This window comes from Streptomyces sp. ALB3 (genome assembly GCF_044385685.1).
Lineage (GTDB): Bacteria > Actinomycetota > Actinomycetes > Streptomycetales > Streptomycetaceae > Streptomyces.
On record NZ_JBISCE010000046.1, the window covers coordinates 497,506 to 516,262 of the forward strand.

The following is an 18,757-nucleotide window of genomic DNA, read 5'->3' on the forward strand; positions in this document are numbered from 1 at the left end:
GGCCAAAGCCCTGTCAGTGATGCACTCGTAACGATCGATTGCGGAGTGAATGCGCCGGTGCACCCCCCGTAACTGATATTAAGAACGGCCAAGTTGCGACAGGACCTGTTTGGGGCGGTTCGTGATAATTGCTTCCACTCCCAGGCGCACGCAGAGCTCGACGTCCTCCGGCTCGTTCACCGTCCAGACGTGCACCCGGTGCCCCGCCCTGTGCAACCGCTCGATGTACGCGGGGTGATTGCGTACGATCCGCATCCCCGGTCCGGCGATCCGGGCTCCGGCGGGAAGCCGCCCGTCGCGCAGCCGGGGCGAGACGAACTGCATCAGGAAGACGGTGGGCAGGGTGGGGGCCGCGGCCCGGACGCGGTAGAGGGACCTCGCGGAGAAGCTCATGACGCGTACCGGGGAGGGGCCGTCCGCCGGGGGTGCGTCCAGGCCGAACCGCTTGAGCAGGTGGAGCAGCCGTTCCTCGACCTGGCCGGCCCAGCGCGTGGGATGTTTGGTCTCGATGGCCAGCTGGAGCGGCCGCCCGCCCGCCCGGACCTCGTGCGCGAGTTCGAGGAGCCGTTCCAGGGTGAGGACGGAAGTGAGCTCGCCCGGCACCGGGTCCCAGTCCGGGGACTCCTCGTGGTCCTTCCAGGAACCGAAGTCGAGGGCGGCGAGGTCGGCCAGTTCCAGGGCGGAGACGGCTCCCCGGCCGTTGGACGTGCGGTTCACCCTCCGGTCGTGCACACAGACGAGCTGTCCGTCCGCGGTGAGGCGTACATCGCACTCCAGGGCGTCCGCCCCGTCCTCAATGGCCTTCCGGTAAGCGGCCAGGGTGTGCTCGGGTGCGTCGTCCGAGGCTCCGCGGTGGGCGATGACCTGGATGGGAGGCTGGTGTGAGGGTAGGCGTGCGTGGGTCACCGCGACATCGTGTCACCGGGACGCGTCGGGTGCGGACATCTTGTTGCGTAAGACCTTTTTGCCTGATGTAAAGATTGGCGTGCGGATGCACAGGTCCTGCTTACAGTGGCCTGACGTGCTGTGGGAAAAGCTGACCGCAGACACGTGCACAGCGGATCTCTTGCCGAATGCCGAGTGGAACCGAGGAGTAAAGAGCTGTGAGCACCGAGAACGAGGGCAACGAGGGCAACGCGGTTCCGTCCGTACCGTCTGTTCCGTCCGCACCTCCCGTGCCGGCTGCCGCTCCTGAGAGCACCCCGCAGGGAGGCCACCCCGCGCCGGAGGTCCCGCCTGCCGCTCCAGCGGACGCGCCGACGGCCCACCTTCCGTCCGCGACGCATCAGCAAGGCACCGAGCCGTCCGCCCCCGGGTACGACCGGCATCCGTACGCGCCGCCGTCGCCGCAGCAGCCTCCGGCCGGTTCGGCCGCCTGGCCGCCGCCCCCTCCCGCCATTCCCTCGTACGCCGACGGCGGCAGCCCCCCGGCCTGGGGAGCTCCGGCGCCCACCGAACCCGAGCGCCCGCGCAAGCGAGGCGCACGCGGTCTGGTCGCCGCCGTGGCGGTGGCCGCACTGGTCGCGGGCGGCGTCGGCGGAGCCCTCGGCTACTGGGCCGCCGACAGCAACGACTTCGGCTCCTCCTCCGGGTCGACCACGGTCGCCGCCTCCAACAGCCCCAAGGACTTCAAGCGCGAGGCGGGCACGGTCGCGGGTGTGGCGGCGAGCGCGCTGCCCAGCGTGGTCACCATCGACGCGCAGTCCGGGGACGGCGAGGGCGGCACGGGCACCGGCTTCGTGTACGACAAGGAGGGCCACATCCTCACGAACAACCACGTGGTGGCCTCCGCAGCGGACAGCGGCCAGCTGACGGCGACGTTCTCCAACGGCAAGAAGTACGACGCCGAGGTGGTCGGCCGCGCCCAGGGCTACGACGTGGCCGTGCTGAAACTGAAGAACGCGCCGGACGGACTGACACCGCTCGCGCTCGGAGACTCCGACAAGGTCGCGGTGGGCGACTCCACCATCGCGATCGGCGCGCCGTTCGGTCTCTCCAACACGGTCACCACCGGCATCATCAGCGCGAAGGACCGCCCGGTCGCCTCGGGTGACGGCTCCAGCAACAAGAACTCGTACATGAGCGCCCTGCAGACCGACGCCTCGATCAACCCGGGCAACTCGGGCGGACCGCTGCTCGACGCCGGCGGGGCGGTCATCGGTATCAACTCGGCCATCCAGTCCACCAGTGGTGGCGGCGTCGGCCAGTCCCAGGCCGGTTCCATCGGCCTCGGTTTCGCCATCCCGGTCAACCAGGCGAAGAACGTCGCCGAGCAGTTGATCAAGACGGGCCAGCCGGTCTACCCGGTGATCGGCGCGACCGTGACGATGGAGGAGAAGACAGGCGGCGCCGTCATCTCGGACAAGGGCGCGGACGGCACCCCGGCCGTCACCCCGGACGGCCCCGCGGCCAAGGCGGGCCTGAAGGCCGGTGACGTGATCACCAAGTTCGGCGACACGCCTGTCGAGAGCGGTCCGACGCTGATCGGCGAGATCTGGACCCACAAGCCGGGCGACAAGGTGACACTGACCTACACGCGCGACGGCAAGTCGGCGACGGCCGAACTGACCCTGGGCGAGCGCAAGGGCGACAGCTGACCGGCTAGGCTGTCCCACGCATCGAGCCGGCCCGGCCACCGGGCCCGGTGACGACGCGGGGTGGGTTGCCCGAGCGGCCTAAGGGAACGGTCTTGAAAACCGTCGTGGCGCGAGTCACCGTGGGTTCAAATCCCACACCCACCGCAGGTGAACGGCCCCTGACCAGTACGTATGGTCAGGGGCCGTTGCCATGCCTGGTCTCTGCCGGGCACCGCTGTTCCCCCTGGTTTTCCGCCCTATCGGGCACGGAAGGGGCACGCGGGTGGCACGGCCGTGCACTGCCTCGGAGCAGTCGGGAACTGCCCGCTACCGGCTGATCGGGATCTCGTAGACGATCTCGCAGTGCGCTGCGGGCACCACGATGTCCGCTGTCTCCACGGGACGGCCTTGGTCGCTGTAGTACGTCCGCCGGATGTGCGTCACGAGTGCGGCCTTCTGGATGCCGAGCAGCGACGCTTCCTCGGCGGTCGCCTGCCGCGGCTCCGGCTGCTCCACGGCATGGCTGACGGTGACTCCGATAGCGGCCATGCGGTTCACGACTCCTGCCCCGGCGTGTGGCCCTCCCTCGGGGAGGACGACGAGTGTGCCGGCGGTGAGGTCGTACGGCTCCCAACTCGTCGACAGCTGCACTGGCCTGCCGTCCGCGAGGAATTCGTACGTTGTCTTCACGCACAGCGCGCCTTCGGCCATCCCGAGCCGCGCAGCGATCTCCGCTGGGGCTGGCACTTTCGCGTCGGTCCGGCTCTCCCAGTCGCCCTGTCTGCCGAGCGCCTTCATGTCCTGGCGGAACGGAGCTCCGCCAGGCTGCTCGCGCGCTGTTGACCGGACGACCCGTACTCGCTGCCGGGTCTCGGCGACGTAGGTGCCTGATCCGGCGCGGCCTTCCAGTACGCCTTGGGAGATCAGCAGCTCCTGAGCCCGGCGCACCACGTTCTCGCCCACGCCGCACTCCTGGCCAATCTGTGCGCGGGAGGGGAGGCGGTCCCCCGGTTCCCAGACGTGCTCCGCGATGCGCCGCCGGAGTTCGTCGGCGATACGGAGATACGGCGGTTGCTCAGACATATGGAAAATCTAGTCCACTAGCTCTAATCTAGTTAACTAGCTTCACTGAAAGTGATCACTGGTGACGGAGGCTGCCCTGTGCCCGCTTCGGGAGTAACCGCGGCAGCCATCGCCGCCCGACTGTCCGCCATCGGGCTCTCTGCGCGCTTGGAGGAGCACACGCGGTTCACGACGGTCGAGGCGGAAGTACCGGACACGCTCTCCGCCGAGTCATGGCGAGAGGTCCTGGACGTGGTGGCTGAGGCCGATCGATTCGGACTCGTGGCCACCAGCTTGAACGGCCGCACCTTATGGGCGGCCGTACGCAAAGCGGTCCCCACGACCGGCGATGTCGGGGGACCGGGCTATCAGCGATAGGAGCTGAACAGCATGCTCAACCGTATCCGCCGTGCCGCCTCGCTCACCAGAGAGCGGTACTTCTCGAAGGGCCGGCACCGCCGCCCCTTAACGCCCTCCCGGCCGCTAGCCGCTCGCGCCTGCCTCGCACCGGCTGACGATTCGACCGTCACCCTGGGTCGGGCTCCGGCCGGCACGGTCCACCGCTACCCGCTGAGGGGTGAGGACGTCGCGCTTGTCCGTCCGTACCTGCTGGCGTGGGAAGAGCGAGTTCGGACGCGCACGGTGCTCGTCGCCCCACAACTCCCCGCCGATGCCTGGTCGGCCCTCGCAGGGGCCCACTGATGCCTCCTCGCCGACAACCGCACCCCACGGGCACAACTCCTGTCCCGTATCGCTCGATCGCGTGCTGGATCGGCACGCACCCCTCCTGCGTCGAGCCCTCCCCGTCTATGGCGCCGGCCGACGTACCGGTGATCTACGAGGTGTGTGACTGCCCGTGCCACTCGACCCCCGACCCGTCTGCGCCCGTGGAGGTGATGGCGTGAGGGACCGAGCCCCCGGCGGTGCGCTGGTTTCCCCCGTCGAGGTCACCGCGGCCACCGCGCAGCGCGGCGACATCATCCAGCTTGGCGGCCAGGCCTGCCGAGTGAGAGACCTCTTCCAGCTTCCTCAGGGGGCCAAGCAACTGGTCTTCGAGTCGGGCGAACTGCTGGCCATACACACGCGCACCCGGCTCATCGCCCTACGACTACTGAGAAGGCGGTGACCGGCTCCGTGCCTTCTCGTCATCACGACATCGCCGACGACCTACGCCACCAGATTACGACGGGCAGCATCAAGCCTGGCGAACGCCTCCCGTCGGAAGCTGGCCTGGCCACCCGATACAGGGTCAGTACGGTGACCCTGCGACGTGCTCTCGCCGTGCTCCAGGGCGAAGGACTCGTCGAGAAGATCCACGGCAAGGGAAACTACGTCCGTCACCCGCGCCGCAAGATCATGTACGTCGGCGGCTGGGGCACGCTGGATCCCTGGACCGCCGCTGAGCCAACGTGGCGCATCACGGTTCGCAGCAGCACGGTTCCGGCCTCCGCGTACCTGACGACGCTGCTGAAGGTGCCAACGGGCAGTCCCCTCGCGGAGTACTCCTGCCTAAGCCTCGAACAAGGCTCGCCGCACGGCCTGGCTCGTATCTATATCCCCCGCGACTTGGCCCCGGCCGGAGTGCTCGACGACGACTCCACGTGCTGGGAAGCGGTCACGAGATTCGCGGTCCTCAGCCCGTCGCCGGCCACCGTCAGGGAGACGGTCTGCGCCCGCACGCCCACCTTGGACGAAGCCTCGGCCCTCCGGATCGGATCTACCGCGGCAGTCCTCGCTATTACCCGTATCGCCACCGACCCCACCGGCCGCGTTCTCGAAGCTGCACTCCTGGCCTTCCCGGGAGATCGAGTGGACGCCCTTTTCACCGCCCACCATGTGCTCGACGAGAGAAAGATCCAAGGATGACAGCACCGAACGAACTGCGGCTTCTCCCGTGGTCGGGCCCGGAAGGCAAGCCCTGCTACCTGAGCACCGACGACCAGGGTGGCTACATGTCCCGCTTGGCGGACAACATTGAAGCGGCCCAACTCGAGACGGCGGCACTGCTGCTGGAGATGGCATCGCAAAGCCTCGACGACGAGGACGCGGAGCCGATTGAGCTTTGCCGCCTGGGCCACGACCTGGCCGGCGCCCTGAAGGACGTACTCCGCGTTGCAGTCAGCCGCGGTCATCTCCTGACAGCGGGCGAGCCCCGCCGAATCGATTGAGCCCAGGCAGACGACAGCCTCCCAGTACGCGGGGAGGGGAGCCCGAGCACAGAACCGGGGCTCCCCTCCCCGTTGTGCTGTGCCCGCACGGATTCGCAGGGCATGGGCTTGGGAATCACCGGTGAGCCAGCCTCGAGCGAACAGGTGGGCGGGAGCAACGGGGGGTCGGTGCCCTGGGGCAGTCTTGCTCAGGTCGAGGAGCGCGGCCAAGCCCTCAAGCGTGCTCGCTTCCCCCCACTCCACGCTCGGGCGGCTCCTCATTCGCGCCGACTCCCCCTCGGTGCACCTCCGCAGCCAGCATCCTGACCGCGAGAGGCATCGCGCGGGCGTTCACTAGAAACCTGAAGTCGACCATGCGAACTAGCGGCGCCACTTAAGGTTGCTTCAGAGCATCGGGCTCGCGAGTACTAGGGGAGAGCCGTGACTGACAGTTCAGAGACAGAGCAGGATTCCCTTTTCGAATCGGAAGCGGAGGACCTCACGTCCGATCAGAGTGACGCCTTGGATGTTTCAGTCGCAGAGCGCCGACTCGTAACCCAACCTTACGACCTGTCGCTCGCCACATTGGCGGAGGACATCAAACAAGGTCAACTTCTTCTGAGCATTCAGTATCAAAGGAAATATGTCTGGGATCGTTCGAAGGCAAGCAGGCTGATCGAAAGCTTTCTGCTGAATATCCCGGTTCCGGTCTGTTACTTCGCAGAGAACCCGGATGGCACCTACGAGGTGATCGATGGGCTGCAACGCATTCAAACCGTAAATGATTTCCTGGCCGATGAATTCTCGCTTCGAGGTATTTCTGTTCTTAAGGAACACGAAGGGCAGTGCTTCTCGGACCTTCCGCCTCGCGAACAGAGGCGTCTTACGAGTCGAACGGTCCGCTGTATTGTGATCACTGATGACTCTCACCCGGACATCAAGTTTGACGTCTTCGAGCGCCTAAATACCGGCTCCGCGATGCTAGGTGCGCAGGAACTCAGGAACTGCATTTACCGAGGAGGCTTCAACTCCTTCCTGAAGGAACTTGCGGCTGATTACTCATTTAACGAAATTCTGGGAGGCATTAAAAATAATCGCATGGATCATGAGGAACTTGCGCTTCGTTTTTTCGCTCTGCATGAGGAGCTTTCTGCCTATCGACCCCCCTTGCGGCAGTTCCTAAACTCCTATATGCGCAAGTATCGAGCCGATACCCCTTCCGATGAACATATGGCTGTTTTCACTGACACCTGCCGTGCTGTATTCGAGATCTTTGGGGCTGACGCTTTCAGGGTGCTTAGGGACGGAAAGCTTGGGGCTTTCAATAAGGCCCTCTATGACTCCATTGTGGTACCTCTCTCGTTTGCGGATCGAGATGCTGCCGTGGCTAAGGCAGAGGAGGTTCGAGCTCTTCGGGAGGAACTACTTCAAAATGAGGGATTCCAAACGGCTATCGGGCGTGCCACTGCCGATAGGACTAGGATGCATGGCCGAATTCGGATGTTCGCCGAAGGGCTTAATCGTCTAGAGGTTTCCTGTGTCTTGCCTCCTCTTCCCGAGCTGTAGTGGACTGCGGGAGAGGATGACTATGGAATCCCTGGCCGAATTCGAGGATAGCCTCAAGGAAGTGGAAACGCTTCTTGCGCTTAATCCGATGAAGTCCTTGGATAAGTCCGAGAAAGGTTCCTCTGCGACCGGTCGCGAGGCTGCGAACGCAATCACGAGGTCTTGCACCGTGATGCTGGTTTCGCATTTTGAGGGGTTCGTTAAGGCTGGACTAACGGAACTCATCGACGAGATTGGCCGCGCGAAGCCGCCCACCCGTCGTCTACCCGATGGTCTGCTAGAGCTGCACACGCGAGAGCGAATCCAGGAGATTTTTGGGACCGATGGACCTGACAGAATCACGCGGACTCGTCGACTCTTCATGACGTACGCGTCGCTATGGGAGGACGACAGGTCAATCAACCCGCGAGTCTTGTCGGCCAAGATCCTCGCCCGCCAATTCACAAGTGCCAAGCCAGAGGTGATCGCCCAGGTCTTCACCCTGCTGGGCGTAGGGGATGTATTGGACAGGCTGGATCGCCACGTCAACCAAGCGATTATTGATCGTGGAGAAAGCGGGACCAGTTTGAAAGTCGGCATAAAACTATTGGAGATCGTCGATCGTCGGAATAAAATCGCTCACGGGGATAAAAACGAAAAGCCGACGCCAGTCGAGGTCGAGAATTACATGACCTTCCTGCGGGACGTGGCTGACTGCCTGGCAGGCGTGCTGGACGCTCGCATTTCGCATTGTTGTTCGCTGCGATAGATGGTGAGTGAGGCTACCGGCAGAAGCAGAACTATCCGCCGTATCGCACTTTGAACCGGTGCACCGACGTCGTCCCGCTATGCAGCCCTGCTTTCATCCCGTCCGCCTTCGACCCACACTCCCTGGACCACGGCTGCTCGGCTCTGCCTGGGTCGAAGGTGGTCGGGATGGGAGCCCACCAGGCTCACCACGAATGCGCCGGCACCCGCGAACGGCGCCCCTCCCATCCCGGAGTCTGAGCGCCCCCGCCGGAGGCATGTCCTGGAGCCGCGGATAGCTTCTCTACTTCCACCCGTAGCACGCGCAGCGCGCTGCCGGGCGCGGTCAGCCGGGGCGGAGACAGGAGGCAGGCCGCGCCGCTGAGGCGGCGCGCGCCCGCGCCGTGCGCGGGCCTTGATGAAGTAGAGAAAGTCTTATCCCGCTGGGATGAGCTGCTTGCCGTCGTGGCTTCGCACGTGAGGGCCGTTGCCGTCCAGGGCGTCCAGGAGGCGGACCGCGTAGACCTCGGCCATGCGCTCGCTGACCTCGTCGGGCGTGAGCCAGGAGACGGCTGTCGACTCGCTTGATGTGCGCTCGGTGCCGCCGGAGGGCTTGCAGCGGAAGACCAGGGCGACGATGCCTCGGGTCGTGTTTTTGTAGACGCCGGTGAGCTGGTCCACCTCGACGTGGATGCCTGTCTCCTCCCAGACCTCGCGGGCAACGCCGGCCTCGGGTGTCTCGTTGAGTTCGAGGATGCCGCCGGGGAGCTCCCAGGTGCCGTTGTCGGCTCGGCGGATCGCCAGGAGACGGCCGTCCTCGCGCACCACTACTCCGGCTACGGACACGGAGTGCAGGGGAGTGGGTGCCGCTTCCTGTGATTGACTCATGTAGAGGAGCATAGGAGGCAGGGAAGGACTATGGGAACTGCGGCGGGAGGGGCCGGTTCCGGTCCTCGGTATGTGCAGATCGCTGATGACCTCGTGCAGCAGATCCGGGCGGGGGTTCTCAAGGCCGGCGACATGGTGCCGAGCGAATCCGAGCTGGTGGACCGCTACGGCGTCTCCGGCGGGACGATCCGCAAGGCCATGGTCGAGGTACGGGCGAGTGGGCTCGTCGAGACCAGGCATGGCAAGGGCTCGATCGTGAAAAATCGGCCCCCCGTGCGGCGCCGCTCCTCCGATCGGTTCCGGCGCTCGCTCCGGCAAGGTGGCCAGGCCGCCTACCTCGCGGAGTCCGCGCAGTCCGGCGCCACCGCGAAAGTCAGCGTCCTCTACATCGGTCCCATGGACGCGCCCGAGGATGCCGCCGAGCGTCTGGGCGTGCCCGCCGGTACGCAGGTGTTGGCCCGTCGGCGCCTCTACTTCCGTAACGGCACCCCGGTGGAGACCGCCTCGTCGTACCTGCCCTGGGACGTGGTGAAGGAGATCCCGGAGCTGTTCGCCGAGAACCCCGGGGGCGGCGGCATCTATGCCCGACTCGAAGACCACGGGCATGAGTTCGCGGAGTTCGTCGAGACGCTGCAAGCACGCCCGGCCTCGAAGTCGGAGGCGTCGGAACTGGCGCTCAGCCCTGGTGCGCCCGTGGTTCACCTGATCCGGGAGGCCCGTACGACCGCGGGTCGGGTGGTCGAGGTGTGCGACACGCTCATGGCCGCTGACCAGTTCGTTTTCGAGTATCGAATCCCTGCCGCCGACTGACGTCCGCTCAACTTCCCTCAACCCGTCGTGAGTTCTTCCTCGCGGCGGGTTGACTCATGTACAGGAGTCATGCACTCTTCTTCATGTCACTCATATACATGAGTGGCGAAGTTCAGCATCTATAGAGGAGTGATCTGCTGTGCGTCAGATTCCCGTCGACACCTCCAGCGCTGTCGTGATGGTCGCCAAGACTCCGCAGGTCAAGGTCCGTGACCGCCGCACCGGTGAGATCGCCACCGACATGGAGACCGGTGCTCAGCTCATGACCGTGGACGTGATGTTCGCGGCGAACGAGGAGGTGGAGATCCTGTCCGTCACCGTTCCGGAGCCCGGGATCACCGGTGAGCTGTCCATGGGTACGCCGGTCGCGCTCACTGGCCTGGTCGCTCGTCCGTGGGAGAACGACTTCAACGGCCAGCGGCGGCACGGCATCGCGTTCCGAGCGGTCGCGGTCACCTCGCTCGCCGATGTCACCGCCACAGGGTCGAAGGCGGCCTGATCATGACCGCCTTCACGGTCGCTCTGGTGCTGGTCGTCGCCGCTGCGGGTCTCCTGCGGTGGCGGCGGCCCGCCTGGTACTGGCTGGCCTTCGGGGTCACCCTGGCCACGCTGCGGGTCTTGGTCCGGTACCGCTCGGTCATGGACGCGTGCGGGTTGACCGTTCCGCCGGCGCGGTGGCGGTTATCTCTGGCTCGGGCCACCAACCGGCCGATACCCGAGCCCCGCCCACCGCGTATCCGGCGACTGCGGCCGACTCGCACCGGCCTGGTCCTCCGACTCAAGCTCCGTCCCGGCCAGGACGTCTTCGACATCGCTGCGGCCTCGGACCGGCTTCGGCACTCGTTCTCGATGTTCGGCGTGACCTCGCGTGAGGTGCGGTCAGGTGTCGTCGAGGTGCGGATGACCGGATACGACGTGCTCAAGCGGGTGCAGATGCCTGCTGAGACGGAGACTCGGGCGATGCGGGTACCGGTCGCCCTTCGGGAGGACGGGTCGGTGCACTACCGCGACTACCGAGCGATACCCCATGCCCTCACCCTCGGCGCCACGGAGTCCGGCAAGTCTGTCTACCAACGCAACCTGGTCGCCGGCCTTGCTCCTCTGGACGTCGCCCTCGTCGGCATCGACTGCAAGCAAGGGGTCGAACTCTTCCCGCTGGCACGCCGGTTCTCAGCGCTGGCCGACAGCCCGGACACCGCTGCCGAACTCCTCGATGCACTCGTGGCGCGGATGGCGGACGTCTACCGCCTCATCCGTACCCAGCAGCGCATCACCGTCGATGTGCCGGACGCGGAGATCGCTGCCGACATCTGGGACCTGCCTGATGAGCTTCGCCCGACCCCGGTCGTCGTCCTGGTCGACGAGGTGGCCGAACTCGCCCTGTACGCAACGAAGGAGGAGGAGAAGCGGCGGGACCGCATCATCACCGCCCTGGTCCGTCTCGCGCAGCTCGGCCGTGCCGCCGGTATCTACCTCGAAATCTGCGGACAGCGCTTCGGCTCCGAACTCGGCAAGGGCATCACCATGCTCCGCGCCCAACTCACCGGCCGCACCGCCCACCGTCTCAATGACGAGACCTCCGCCAACATGGCCTTCGGCGACATCGCCCCGGACGCGGTCCTCGCCGCCATCCAGATCCCCGCCGAACTGCGAGGCCTCGCCATCGCGGGGGACGCGTCCGGCGGTTGGCACCGCATCCGCGCTCCGCACACCTCGCTCCGCCAGGCCGTGAACCTCTGCAACCGGTACGCCGACAGGACCCCGGACCTGCCTGAGCTGGCCCCTTTCCGGCCGACCACCGGCACTGCCACCGAGCTCGTGCCATCGGCGAAGGCCTCTCCGGCCACTGCCTGATCTCTCCCCCACCCGGTAGGCGTGACCGTCTTCGCGCCGAGTCCCTACCACTGCCATGCCCAGAGAAGGGAGAACCGCCATGTGCCCCGACTGCGAGGACTTCGCCCGGACCGTGCTTCTGCTCGGCCAACTCGCCCTGTACGCCGACATGGCCGGCGCCGACCTCGACTTCGTGGACGTCGTCAGCCCGTCCCTCGCCGTGTCGCTGCCGGAGCCGCCGCCGGGCACGTTCCCGGACGACTCCGACCCCGCTGAGGACTCCTGATGGGCGCCCGGCACGGTCTCCGGATCGACGCGGTGTTGATCCAGGCGGTCATCGCCGGAGCTCTGTCCTTCGCCCACCTGCACGACCTCGCCGCCGCGGCCGGACAGGACGGCTGGAAGGCATGGGCCTACCCGGTCAGCGTCGACCTGCTCCTTGTCGCCGCCTGGCGTCGGCTGCGCAGCGAGGGTCCGTCCCGGTTGGCCTGGTGCTGGTTCCTGATCGCCCTGTTCGCCTCGCTCGGCGCCAACGTCGCCACCGCCGGGTTCCTGGACCTGGCCGACCCGCCGGCCCCGCTCCGGCTCGGCATCGCCGGATGGCCCGCACTCGCCTTCCTCGGTGGCACTCTCCTCGCCCACTCGTCGGGGAAGCCGGAGCCAGCTCCGCCAGCCGCCGCCACGGAGACGAAGGACGTCGAGCCAGCGCGTGTGCCTGACGCCACCCCGATCCCATCCCAGGCCGATGAGCCCCCTGCCACAAAGGCCCTCTCCTCGCCCCCGACCCCGTCCCCGGAGCCGCCCGTTCCCGCCGTGCTGATCGACCACGCCCGCAAGGTCGCCGACGAGTACCGCACCCGCACCGGATCACCGATCGACACCGACACCCTCCGCTCCCGCCTCGGCGTTCCGCCCCACCTCGCCGACGCTATCGCCGCCCGCCTCAGCTGACCGCGAAGGAGAACTGAGATGACCCACGATCCCGCCGACCTGACCGTGGCCGACTACCTCGACGGAGCGCGTGAGATGGCCGCAGCTGGACGTCCCTTCCTCGCTCACCTGCTCGCCGAGGAAGCCGCACGGCGCGTCGACGACCCGGCCACCGCCCGCAGCATCCGCACCCAGTACACCGACCCGACGACCGACAGGGGCTGACCGGCATGCCCGCCCGCGACAGCTTCCACTCCGTGATGCGTATCGGCCCCGTGCAGATCGGCACCCACCGCGACCGCACCGGCCGCACCGCCCACGCCGCCGTCTGCACTGCCGACCGCTGCGGCTGGTCCGCCGACTACTCCAGCCGGACCGCCGCCCAACTCGCCGCCCGTACCCACCGCTGCACCGTCCGTTAGGAGACAGCGTCCATGGACGTCCCCCTCTGGATCGCCCTGCTGGTCGTCGGCTACCTCGGCATCAAGCTCTTCCGTCCGCCGGTGTGGCTGATCTGCGTGCTCCTCCTCGGCGGCTACCTCCTCGCCGACAGCCTCTTCGCCTCCGTCATCGACACCGCCGTCAAGTAACCGGCGCCCGGGAAAGGAGAACCACCCATGTTCCAGCCCAAGATCCCGACCATGCCGCAGCCCTCGGGCCTGGTCACCCCGCCCGCCGTCGTCCAGCCGACCACCATCACGCCTGGCACGCCTGCCCCGGCACCCGCCGCCGCCCCTGAGCCGTCCCGTCCGGTCGTACAGCTCACCCCCGGCACCGCGGTCGCGCTCGTCGGCGCCAGTACCGCCGTCGTCCTGGTCGTCGGCACCGTCCTGGTCTCGCTGCTCCTGGCGGTCGCCGTCTCCAGCGCATCGGTCGCCGTCTGCGCGGTCGTCCTGCGCTCCCTGATCGCGCCCAACGCCAAACGCCGCTGACCGGCCCCCGGGCGGCCTCGATACCGCCAAGCATCCGCCGCCCGGGAGCCGTGCCCACCGATCGATCTCGCAACCGGAAGGAACCCCCAGCATGGCCCACCGGCCCTCACCCTCGAAAGAGAAGCGGTCCATGCCCGCCCCACAGCTCGACCCGACCGTCCTCGGGGACGTCCTCCGGGTGGCCTCGGCCTCCGACTACACCCGCTGGGAGGACCAGATCCGCCGCACCGGCGGCTGTGCCGACCCCGTCCATCTGAGCGGCTGGGTAACCCACAAGGACAAGGCCACCGGCGAGACCCTGCACCGCTACTCGACCGCGTACGAGCCGGGCGGGCGCCTCCGTATCGCCTGCGGCAACCGCCGTGCCTCCCGCTGCCCCTCCTGCGCCTGGACCTACGCGGGCGACACCTACCACCTGATCCGCGCCGGCCTCGCCGGAGACGACCGCCGCGACATCACCGCCGCCGTCCGCGACCACCCGCGCGTCTTCGCCACCCTCACCGCACCCTCGTTCGGCCCTGTCCACAACCGCCCCGACCGGGGCACCTGCCGGTGCGGCACGGCACACGCCTCGGACTCCGCGGACCTGGGCTCCGCCCTTGATCCGGGGACCTACGACTACGCGGGCGCTGTGCTCTTCAACAACCACGCCGGGGAGCTCTGGCAGCGTTTCACCACCCGACTCCGCCGCGAACTCGCCATCCACGCAGGAATCCCACGCCGTGAGCTGGGTGACCACCTCCGCGTCTCCTTCGGCAAGGTCGCCGAATTCCAGAAGCGTGGAGCCCTCCACTTCCACGCCGTCGTACGTCTCGACGGCCCGGAAGGACCTTGCACTCCGCCGCCCTCTTGGGCCACGGTCGATCTCCTCACCGACGCGATACGCGCCGCAGCCGCGCACTCGTACACGTCGGTCTCCGTCCCGGCTGCCGGTGAACAGCCGTCCCGGGCCTTTCGATGGGGCCGACAACTCGACGTCCGCCCGGTCAAGGCCTTCGGCGACGGTTCCGACGTCACCGAACAGGCCGTCGCCTCGTACGTGGCCAAGTACGCCACCAAAGCCGCCGAGAACACCGGCACCCTGGACCGCCGTATCGGTGAACTCGCCGAAATCGACCGCCACCGCGTTCCCGATCACACCCGTCGACTCATCACCGCATGCCGTGAGCTCGACAGCCTCTACCCGGACCGGCGCCTCTGGGCCTGGGCCCACATGCTCGGCTTCCGCGGCCACTTCTCGTCCAAGTCCCGCACCTACTCGACCACTCTCGGTGCCCTCCGCCAGGAACGCGCCGACTACCGCGCTTCACAGGAAGCGACCGTCCTCGGCCTGGCCGACCGTGAACCGGACACCGTCCTCGTCCTGACGGACTGGCAGTACGTCGGCCACGGGCACACCCCCGGCGAAGGCGCTCTCGCCGCAACCATCGCCCGTGACCTCCAGACCAACCGCGAGACCGCCCGCGACGCACTGAAGGACTGCACTGCCAACGAGGGGGAGTGGTGACCGTGGCGGACCGACTGCTCACCGTGAATCAGGTCGCCGAACGCCTCGGCACCGGTCTCCGCTTCCCTCGCCGGCTCATCGAGGAACGCCGCATCACGTTCGTCAAGGTCGGCCGACACGTCCGCATCCCTGAGAGCGCCGTGGAGGAGTACGTCAGTGCCCACACGGTGGCACCGATCGTCCTACGGCCCACCTCGGCGTACTCGTACCGGAGGGCCGCCTGATGGCCGCCAAGCGTAAGGCCCGCCGCGCCTTCGGCCGGATTCGGAAGCTGCCGTCCGGCCGGTTCCAGGCTCGGTATCCGGGGCCTGACGGCGTGCTGCGTGCCGCTGATCAGACGTTCGCGACAACGACGGACGCCGATCGCTGGCTGGCACGGAAGCGAATCGAGATGGAGGAGGGCCGCTGGCTCGACCCCGCCGAGGGACGGACCACCGTCCGCGATTGGTCGGCACGGTGGCTCACCGCGGTCTCCCCGCAGCTGAAGCACAAGACACAGGCGTCGTACCGATCCCTGATCAACTCGCTGATCGTTCCGGCGCTCGGTGACCGTGAGCTTTCCAGCCTCCGGCCTATCACCATCGTCGAATGGGTCGGTGCGATGAGGACCCGTGGTCTCAGCGCGTCGCGGATCAGGCAGGCCTACCGGGTGCTCTCCCAGATCATGAGGGCGGCCGTCGACAACGAGATGATCGGGCAGACCCCGTGCAGGGGCGTGAAGCTGCCTCGCATGCCGCAGACCGAGCCGCACATCCTCACCCCGCTGGAAGCCTCACGGATTGTGCGGAGTGCGACGAAACCGCATGACCTGCTGATCTCCTTGCTCGCCTACGCGGGCCTGCGGGTCGGGGAGGCGTTCGCGTTGCGGCGGGCGGACATCGATGTGTCGGGCGGCCTGGTCCTCGTCGATGAGAACCTGGCGGAAGCGAATGGCACCCTCGTCTTCGATACCCCCAAGTCTCATCAGAAGCGGCTCCTGCGGATCGGGCCGTCACTCGCGGCGCGGATCGGCCAGCACTTGGAGACGCTGCCCGGCGGGGAGGACGCTCTCCTCTTCGTCACGCCCGGCGGCAAGCCTCTGCGCTACAACCAGTGGCGCAAGGCCTACTTCGACCCCGCCGTGGCGGCTGCCGGGCTGACCGACGTCACTCCGCATGATCTCCGTGCCTCGCACGGCACATGGGTTGCCGACCAGTACGGCGTGATGACGGCCGCTCACAGGCTCGGGCACTCGAACGCGAGCGTGACTACCCGGCACTACGCTCGGCCGGTTGCCGGTCGGGATGACCAGGTGGCTCATGCAACTGACCTATGGATGAGCGGGGGTGTAGAAGCCAGCCCCGAAAGTAGGCCGATCTGAGCAGTTGTAGTCGCCAGCTTCGGCCACTGATCCTCGGTTGTGAGGCGATCCCTGCTGGGAGAGCACATGACAACTGAGTGTGAGCGTCTGCATGCGATGTGTAATATTCGTGTTGCCAGTTGGGTGCTGAAAGGCTACCGGCTGGCACAGGTATGGCCTGGCCCACAACCAGCGGCAATTCCTGACACCTACAGAGAAAGACGTAGATGTGAATATTGCCTTGGCCATGCTGCTCGCGATCGTTTTCCTTCTGGCGTTCGGAGTAGGGCTTGCCGCCTTGGTGGTTGCAGTCCTGCTGGGAGAGTCGAGAGTGACGGCCGTTGAGTGGGGAGCTAAGTCTGCGGTTTGCGTGGCCACACTCGGTCTCGCAGTCGTGACTCTTATCCTCCTCCATACCTGAACAAGCTGCCCCGGCGATCATTTGCCGGGGCAGCTCGGGCAAGCGGTTGTGGCCGTGTGCGCGGTGTGGGGAGGCGCTGGGGCACGTAGCGGGCACGGTAACGATGACGACGGCTCCGTCGGGATGTCCGTACCCGTCTGACCTGCTGCGGAGAACGCCACCCGCCGCACCCGCGAAAGGTCTTGAAAACCGTCGTGGCAGCGATGTCACCGTGGGTTCAAATCCCACACCCACCGCAGGACCGGAAGGGGTGCCTCTCATGGAGAGGCACCCCTTCCGTGTTCTCCCCGTCATGGCCCCGCCCGTCGATGCCGTGACCGGTTACCTGGCCGCACAACTCCGAGGCCGGAGTGGGCGGATGGTTCGGGCCGCGTACGCCTGAGGGGCCGCTCCGCAGCTGTGCGGCCCGGGCCGGACCTCTGGGCCCGGCGCGGGTCGCCTGTGCGCACGGCCGGCCTCAAGTCCTGTGGCCGGGCGTCCGCGAGGGTCCCGGGCGTCCGCGACGGTCCCGGGCGTGTGCGATCAGGGGGAAGGCCGCGGGGTGGTCAGGCGGGCGGCCGAGGCGATCGCGGCTCGGGCCTCCTGTTCGGTGAGCCCCGTGGCGATCGCCGCGTCGGTGAGGGCGTCCGCGAGGTCGTCGCCGAAGCCGTGTTCGTACGCACGGCAGGCCGCCCAGAACAGGCGGGTGTTGCGCTGGCCCTCGTGGGCGGCGCGGACGAACTGGAGGAGGCCCTCCCCCTGCCGGGCCGAGTACGTCCGGCTGCCGGTGGGGTGGTGGGGCCGCGGCGGAGGTGTGAGCAGGCGCAGCAGTGCGCGGGGGCAGGGGGCCGGTGTCAGGTGGGCCGTGCCGGGGGCGAGCCGGTAGCGGCCGTGGTGTGTGACCGAGCCGGGGCCGACCAGGTAGCCACCGGTACCGCGTACGTCGATGCCGGGAGCGAGACGGCTCGCGGAGTTGGAGACCGTGACCTGGGACGGTCCCGTCAGCCAGAGGTGCCGGCCGCCGCTCGGTGTGAGCACCGTGACGGTGGCCGGGATGGTGAACAGGTGCTGGAGGGCCAGGTGCTGGAGCGCGGCCACGGAGTCGTTGCCGTGGGCGGTGTCGATGTCGAGGTCGATACCGATGAGGCGGTGGGGCGGCCGTCCGCAGGCGATGCCGTACCCGGTGGCCCTGGGGGCTGCGGCGAAGAGCGCTCGCACGGCGGCCGGGTCGGTGGTGGCGTCGTGGACCCCGTGGCCGGGCAGCCCGCAGGCGCCCCGGCAGCGCACGGGCGTGTCCTCGTCCCGGTGCGGTGAGCGCAGGGCGGGGAGCTTGGTGGCGGACAGCGGGAAGACGGGGAGCCCGCGCTCGGCTGCGGAGAGCGCGTGGGCCAGGGCCAGGGTGGCGGTCTGCCGGTCGGTGGTGGCCATGGAGCCATTTTCGTACAGGCGTTCGAAGAAGGGAAGGGGGTGGGGATCCCCGTGGGTACTGCCCCTGGGTTCGCCGCCGGGAGGTTTATCGCGTGTTCGTCATACGTGTGGGGGAATTCCGGGGCATGGGCGGTTCGCCGGGGAGGTGGTGGGCAGTTCTGCTCCCGCGACGTCGTGGGACCAGTCCGAGCCGGTCGGCCGACCGCTTCGGAACCAGCCGTAGCAAGCCGCGTTTTTCAGTTCCTGGAGGAAATTGACATGGCAAGCATCCGTACTGCTCGCGCTCTCGCAGCCGTTGCCGCTCTGCCCCTGGCCGTCGGCCTGTTCGGGGGAGTCGCAGCGGCCGACAACGGTGCGTTCGCGACCGACGGATCGAACGCGGGGGTGGCGACCATCGGGTCGGGCGGCGTCGGCGGGGACAACTCCGGCAACTCGTCCACGTCACAGCAGCAGGCTGTCGGCGCCGGTGCTTCCAACGTCAGCAACACGGTCCAGGTCAACCAGTCGCCCTTCGCGTACATCGACCAGTCCACCTACAACGTCTATGTGATCTTCACGCCCCTCTGGGTGAACTGAACTGGGGCCCGTGCGGCGGCGTCGCCGCCCCTGCCGC

General features: G+C 67.5%; 24 protein-coding genes and 1 tRNA gene. 21 read left to right on the forward strand and 4 right to left on the reverse strand.

Annotation, left to right across the window (positions count from 1 at the left end):
* Positions 1 to 78: 78 nt before the first annotated feature.
* Positions 79 to 906, reverse strand: a complete 828-nt coding sequence (locus ACHFIV_RS32235; protein WP_398976298.1) for a glycerophosphodiester phosphodiesterase — start codon at positions 904 to 906, stop codon at positions 79 to 81.
* A gap of 197 nt (positions 907 to 1,103) precedes the next feature.
* Between ACHFIV_RS32235 and ACHFIV_RS32240 the strand changes: the two genes are divergently transcribed.
* Positions 1,104 to 2,597: a S1C family serine protease gene (locus ACHFIV_RS32240; RefSeq protein ID WP_398976300.1), complete on the forward strand. Its 1,494-nt coding sequence runs from the start codon at positions 1,104 to 1,106 to the stop codon at positions 2,595 to 2,597.
* A gap of 59 nt (positions 2,598 to 2,656) precedes the next feature.
* Positions 2,657 to 2,741, forward strand: a tRNA-Ser gene (locus ACHFIV_RS32245).
* A gap of 162 nt (positions 2,742 to 2,903) precedes the next feature.
* On the opposite strand, the gene ACHFIV_RS32250 is transcribed toward ACHFIV_RS32245, so the two are convergent.
* Positions 2,904 to 3,659 carry a GntR family transcriptional regulator gene (locus tag ACHFIV_RS32250; protein ID WP_398976302.1) on the reverse strand — a complete coding sequence of 252 codons (756 nt, stop codon included), beginning with the start codon at positions 3,657 to 3,659 and terminating at the stop codon, positions 2,904 to 2,906.
* Between the two features lie 78 nt (positions 3,660 to 3,737).
* Between ACHFIV_RS32250 and ACHFIV_RS32255 the strand changes: the two genes are divergently transcribed.
* The 6 genes from ACHFIV_RS32255 to ACHFIV_RS32280 all read left to right on the forward strand — a co-directional run bounded on the left by ACHFIV_RS32255 (position 3,738) and on the right by ACHFIV_RS32280 (position 8,099).
* The gene (locus ACHFIV_RS32255; protein WP_398976304.1) at positions 3,738 to 4,016 is read left to right on the forward strand and encodes a hypothetical protein; all 279 of its coding nucleotides are present in this window, start codon (positions 3,738 to 3,740) and stop codon (positions 4,014 to 4,016) included.
* Positions 4,017 to 4,539: 523 nt separating this feature from the next.
* Positions 4,540 to 4,764: a hypothetical protein gene (locus ACHFIV_RS32260; protein WP_398976306.1), complete on the forward strand. Its 225-nt coding sequence runs from the start codon at positions 4,540 to 4,542 to the stop codon at positions 4,762 to 4,764.
* Complete coding sequence (locus tag ACHFIV_RS32265) at positions 4,761 to 5,504, forward strand: GntR family transcriptional regulator (protein WP_398976308.1); 744 nt, start codon at positions 4,761 to 4,763, stop codon at positions 5,502 to 5,504. The genes ACHFIV_RS32260 and ACHFIV_RS32265 overlap by 4 nt, the downstream gene beginning before the upstream one ends.
* Positions 5,501 to 5,806: a hypothetical protein gene (locus ACHFIV_RS32270; protein ID WP_398976310.1), complete on the forward strand. Its 306-nt coding sequence runs from the start codon at positions 5,501 to 5,503 to the stop codon at positions 5,804 to 5,806. The genes ACHFIV_RS32265 and ACHFIV_RS32270 overlap by 4 nt, the downstream gene beginning before the upstream one ends.
* A gap of 420 nt (positions 5,807 to 6,226) precedes the next feature.
* Positions 6,227 to 7,351 (forward strand): DUF262 domain-containing protein, encoded by a 1,125-nt coding sequence (locus tag ACHFIV_RS32275; protein ID WP_398976312.1) that lies wholly within the window; start codon positions 6,227 to 6,229, stop codon positions 7,349 to 7,351.
* A gap of 22 nt (positions 7,352 to 7,373) precedes the next feature.
* Positions 7,374 to 8,099: an MAE_28990/MAE_18760 family HEPN-like nuclease gene (locus tag ACHFIV_RS32280; RefSeq protein ID WP_398976314.1), complete on the forward strand. Its 726-nt coding sequence runs from the start codon at positions 7,374 to 7,376 to the stop codon at positions 8,097 to 8,099.
* A 413-nt stretch (positions 8,100 to 8,512) separates the two neighbouring features.
* Here ACHFIV_RS32280 and ACHFIV_RS32285 read toward each other — a convergent pair whose 3' ends face one another.
* Positions 8,513 to 8,977, reverse strand: coding sequence for an NUDIX hydrolase (locus ACHFIV_RS32285; protein ID WP_215039855.1), 465 nt, complete (start codon positions 8,975 to 8,977; stop codon positions 8,513 to 8,515).
* A gap of 18 nt (positions 8,978 to 8,995) precedes the next feature.
* Between ACHFIV_RS32285 and ACHFIV_RS32290 the strand changes: the two genes are divergently transcribed.
* The 12 genes from ACHFIV_RS32290 to ACHFIV_RS32345 all read left to right on the forward strand — a co-directional run bounded on the left by ACHFIV_RS32290 (position 8,996) and on the right by ACHFIV_RS32345 (position 16,337).
* The gene (locus ACHFIV_RS32290) at positions 8,996 to 9,775 is read left to right on the forward strand and encodes a GntR family transcriptional regulator (RefSeq protein ID WP_398976316.1); all 780 of its coding nucleotides are present in this window, start codon (positions 8,996 to 8,998) and stop codon (positions 9,773 to 9,775) included.
* 139 nt (positions 9,776 to 9,914) lie between these two features.
* Positions 9,915 to 10,274, forward strand: a complete 360-nt coding sequence (locus tag ACHFIV_RS32295) for an SCO3933 family regulatory protein (protein ID WP_398976318.1) — start codon at positions 9,915 to 9,917, stop codon at positions 10,272 to 10,274.
* Positions 10,275 to 10,276: 2 nt separating this feature from the next.
* On the forward strand, positions 10,277 to 11,629 hold the full coding sequence (locus tag ACHFIV_RS32300; RefSeq protein ID WP_398976320.1) for an FtsK/SpoIIIE domain-containing protein: 1,353 nt from the start codon (positions 10,277 to 10,279) through the stop codon (positions 11,627 to 11,629).
* A 79-nt stretch (positions 11,630 to 11,708) separates the two neighbouring features.
* The gene (locus ACHFIV_RS32305) at positions 11,709 to 11,894 is read left to right on the forward strand and encodes a hypothetical protein (RefSeq protein ID WP_015577979.1); all 186 of its coding nucleotides are present in this window, start codon (positions 11,709 to 11,711) and stop codon (positions 11,892 to 11,894) included.
* Positions 11,894 to 12,559 (forward strand): DUF2637 domain-containing protein, encoded by a 666-nt coding sequence (locus tag ACHFIV_RS32310; protein WP_398976322.1) that lies wholly within the window; start codon positions 11,894 to 11,896, stop codon positions 12,557 to 12,559. Before ACHFIV_RS32305 ends, ACHFIV_RS32310 begins: the two co-directional genes overlap by 1 nt.
* An 18-nt stretch (positions 12,560 to 12,577) precedes the next feature.
* The gene (locus ACHFIV_RS32315; protein WP_050359925.1) at positions 12,578 to 12,763 is read left to right on the forward strand and encodes a hypothetical protein; all 186 of its coding nucleotides are present in this window, start codon (positions 12,578 to 12,580) and stop codon (positions 12,761 to 12,763) included.
* 5 nt (positions 12,764 to 12,768) lie between these two features.
* Positions 12,769 to 12,960, forward strand: a complete 192-nt coding sequence (locus tag ACHFIV_RS32320) for a mobile element transfer protein (protein ID WP_003967784.1) — start codon at positions 12,769 to 12,771, stop codon at positions 12,958 to 12,960.
* 12 nt (positions 12,961 to 12,972) lie between these two features.
* Entirely contained in the window at positions 12,973 to 13,128 is a 156-nt protein-coding gene (locus ACHFIV_RS32325) for a hypothetical protein (RefSeq protein WP_010060553.1), read from the forward strand.
* A 27-nt stretch (positions 13,129 to 13,155) separates the two neighbouring features.
* The gene (locus tag ACHFIV_RS32330; protein ID WP_398976325.1) at positions 13,156 to 13,470 is read left to right on the forward strand and encodes a SpdD-like protein; all 315 of its coding nucleotides are present in this window, start codon (positions 13,156 to 13,158) and stop codon (positions 13,468 to 13,470) included.
* 91 nt (positions 13,471 to 13,561) lie between these two features.
* The gene (gene repSA / locus ACHFIV_RS32335; RefSeq protein ID WP_398976327.1) at positions 13,562 to 14,977 is read left to right on the forward strand and encodes a replication initiator protein RepSA; all 1,416 of its coding nucleotides are present in this window, start codon (positions 13,562 to 13,564) and stop codon (positions 14,975 to 14,977) included.
* A gap of 2 nt (positions 14,978 to 14,979) precedes the next feature.
* On the forward strand, positions 14,980 to 15,201 hold the full coding sequence (locus tag ACHFIV_RS32340) for a helix-turn-helix domain-containing protein (RefSeq protein WP_030123122.1): 222 nt from the start codon (positions 14,980 to 14,982) through the stop codon (positions 15,199 to 15,201).
* A complete protein-coding gene (locus ACHFIV_RS32345; RefSeq protein ID WP_398976330.1) occupies positions 15,201 to 16,337 on the forward strand; it encodes a tyrosine-type recombinase/integrase in 1,137 nt (378 codons plus the stop codon). The genes ACHFIV_RS32340 and ACHFIV_RS32345 overlap by 1 nt, the downstream gene beginning before the upstream one ends.
* Before the next feature lie 922 nt (positions 16,338 to 17,259).
* Here the strand turns inward: ACHFIV_RS32345 and ACHFIV_RS32350 are convergent.
* Positions 17,260 to 18,144, reverse strand: a complete 885-nt coding sequence (locus ACHFIV_RS32350; RefSeq protein WP_398976331.1) for a bifunctional DNA primase/polymerase — start codon at positions 18,142 to 18,144, stop codon at positions 17,260 to 17,262.
* Between the two features lie 258 nt (positions 18,145 to 18,402).
* On the opposite strand from ACHFIV_RS32350, the gene ACHFIV_RS32355 reads away from it, so the two are divergent.
* Entirely contained in the window at positions 18,403 to 18,720 is a 318-nt protein-coding gene (locus ACHFIV_RS32355) for a hypothetical protein (RefSeq protein ID WP_398976333.1), read from the forward strand.
* The last annotated feature ends 37 nt before the right edge of the window (positions 18,721 to 18,757 follow it).